The organism is Amycolatopsis kentuckyensis (assembly GCF_002155975.1).
GTDB lineage: Bacteria > Actinomycetota > Actinomycetes > Mycobacteriales > Pseudonocardiaceae > Amycolatopsis > Amycolatopsis kentuckyensis.
Genome location: NZ_MUMI01000638.1, coordinates 1 through 2,397 on the forward strand (window position 1 = coordinate 1; position 2,397 = coordinate 2,397).

The 2,397-nt window shown below is 73.1% G+C and carries 3 protein-coding genes; 2 read left to right on the forward strand and 1 reads right to left on the reverse strand.

All coding sequences use genetic code 11. The annotated features are described in order from the left end of the window. Together CCN39_RS44465 and CCN39_RS44470 are read left to right on the forward strand one after the other, a co-directional pair. A partial coding sequence (locus tag CCN39_RS44465) for a cation:proton antiporter domain-containing protein (RefSeq protein WP_086852821.1) occupies window positions 1-1,486 on the forward strand: 1,486 nt, incomplete at its 5' end. Window positions 1,487-1,495: 9 nt separating this feature from the next. Then, window positions 1,496-2,182, forward strand: a complete 687-nt coding sequence (locus CCN39_RS44470; RefSeq protein ID WP_086852823.1) for a histidine phosphatase family protein — start codon at window positions 1,496-1,498, stop codon at window positions 2,180-2,182. On the opposite strand, the gene CCN39_RS44475 is transcribed toward CCN39_RS44470, so the two are convergent. Further along, a partial coding sequence (locus tag CCN39_RS44475) for an ABC transporter permease (RefSeq protein ID WP_143264394.1) occupies window positions 2,166-2,397 on the reverse strand: 232 nt, incomplete at its 5' end. The two genes, CCN39_RS44470 and CCN39_RS44475, sit on opposite strands and share 17 nt — an antisense overlap.

Genomic DNA, 2,397 nt, shown 5'->3' on the forward strand with positions numbered 1-2,397 from the left:
CCGGCGGGTCGGCATGCCGCGCAAGCTGATCCGGCTGCTCGAAGGCGAGAGCCTCTTCAACGACGCCGCCGCGCTGGTCGCCCTCCGCACCGCCATCGCCGCGCTGGCCGGCTCGGTCAGCCTCTGGCAGGTCGGCGCCGACTTCTTCCGCGCGGCCATCGGCGGGGCCGTGGTCGGGCTGGTCGTCGGGTTCGTCGCCGCGTTCATCCGGGCCCGGCTGGACGAGCCGGTGCTCGACACCGCGCTGTCGTTCGCCGTCCCGTTCATCGCCTACATCCCGGCCGAGGCGATCCACGGCTCCGGCGTGCTCGCGGTGGTGATCGCCGGGCTCATCCTCGGGCACAAGGCGCCGCAGATCCTGTCCGGCTCCACCCGGCTGGCGTCCCGGCTGAACTGGCAGACCATCCAGTTCCTGCTGGAGAACATGGTCTTCCTGCTGATCGGCCTGCAGCTGCGGCGGATCCTCGCCGAGGTCGGCGAGAGCGGGCTGTCGCTGATGACGCTCACCTGGATCTGCGTCGCCGTGCTCGCCGCGACCATCCTCACCCGCGTGCTGTGGATGGCCGGGATCGGCACGGTCAAGCGCGTCAAGCGGCGCCTCCTGCCGGGAAAGGTCAAGGCGAAGATCTGGCCGTGGCGCTACTCCGCGGTCATCGCGTGGGCCGGCATGCGCGGGGTGGTGACGCTCGCGGCCGCGTTCGTGCTGCCCGCCGACACCCCGCAGCGGGCCGTGCTGGTGCTCGCGGCGTTCGTCGTCGTGGCCGGCACGCTGGCCGTGCAGGGCATGACGCTGCCGCCGCTGATCCGGCGGCTGCGGCTGCCGCGGCCGGACCCCGCGGAGGACGCGCTGCAGGAGGCGGCCGTCCTGCACGACATGACCCGGGCCGCGCTGGCCAAGCTGGAGGAGATCCGGCAGCCCGACGACCCGCCGGAGATCATCCAGCGCCTGCGCGACCGCCTCCAGCACCGCGCAGACTCGGCGTGGGAGCAGCTCGGCCGGCAGAGCGCGCTGGCCGAGACCCCGAGCGACGCCTACCGGCGGCTGCGGCTGGAGCTCCTCGAGGTCGAGCGCGACCAGTTCCTCAAGGCCCGTGCCAGCGGCAGCGCCGACGACGACGTCCTGCGGAAGGTCCTGGAGCGGCTCGACATCGAAGAGTCCATGCTCGACCGCGACGAGGCCGAGCCGGACGTCGAGGGCCGCGAACTGCGCACCCCGGCCGCGACGGCGGGGTCGTGCAAGCACCTGGCCCACGAGTGGGTGGACAAGGAGCCGAGCTCGGCCGACAGCTGCGCCGCCTGCGTCGCCGAGGGCACCACGTGGGTGCACCTGCGGATGTGCCTGAAGTGCGGCAACGTCGCCTGCTGCGACTCCTCGCCGCGCCGCCACGCGACGCAGCACTTCCACGAATCCCGCCATCCGGTCATGCGCAGCTACGAGCCGGGCGAGACGTGGCGATGGTGTTTCGTGGACAAGCAACTGGGTTAGGGTCGGGCTATGAGCACGCCCGAGCAGGAGATCGAGTACCGCCAGTTCCGCTTCAGCCCGCCCCCGGGTGCGACGGAGATCTTCCTGGTCCGGCACGGCGAGTCGGCTCCGGCCCGCGGCGACGCCCCGTTCGACCTCGTCGACGGCCAGGCCGACCCGGACCTCGCGCCGGAAGGCCGTGACCACGCCCAGCGCGTCGGCGTCCGGCTGGCCGGCGAGCGGATCGACGCGATCTACGTGACGACGCTGCGCCGCACGGTGCAGACGGCCGCCCCGCTGGCGGAGAAGCTGGGGCTGACCCCGGTCGTCGAGCCGGACCTGCGCGAGATCCACCTCGGCGACTGGGAGAACGGCCTGTTCCGGAAGTACACGACCGACGGCCACCCGATCGTCGAGCGGCTGTGGGCCGAGCAGCGCTGGGACGTGATCCCGGGCGCGGAGTCCGACGAGCGGTTCGGCGCCCGGCTGCGCGGCGCGCTGACCCGCATCGCGGCCGCGCACCCGGACCAGCGCGTCGCGGTGTTCACCCACGGCGGCGTGATCGGCGAGGTGTTCGCGCAGGCCAGCCGCGCGGTGGAGCGGTTCGCGTTCCTCGGCGCCGACAACGGGTCGATCTCACACCTGGTGCTGCACGGCGACAACTGGATCGTGCGGCGCTTCAACGACACCGCGCACCTGGCTACGCCGCTCGGCTGAGCTTCCCGGCCGCGACGAGCTGCACGGTCACCAGGATCGAAACGGCCTCCGCGGCCAGCAGCCCGATCAGCACGAGCACCTGCGTCATCCCGGCCTGGATCGGGCCCGCGCCGCCGAGCAGGACGCCGACGTAGGCGCCCGGGAGCGTCACCAGGCCGACCGTGCGGGTCTGGTCGAGCGCCGGGATGAGCGCGTGCCCGGCCGACGGGCGGCAG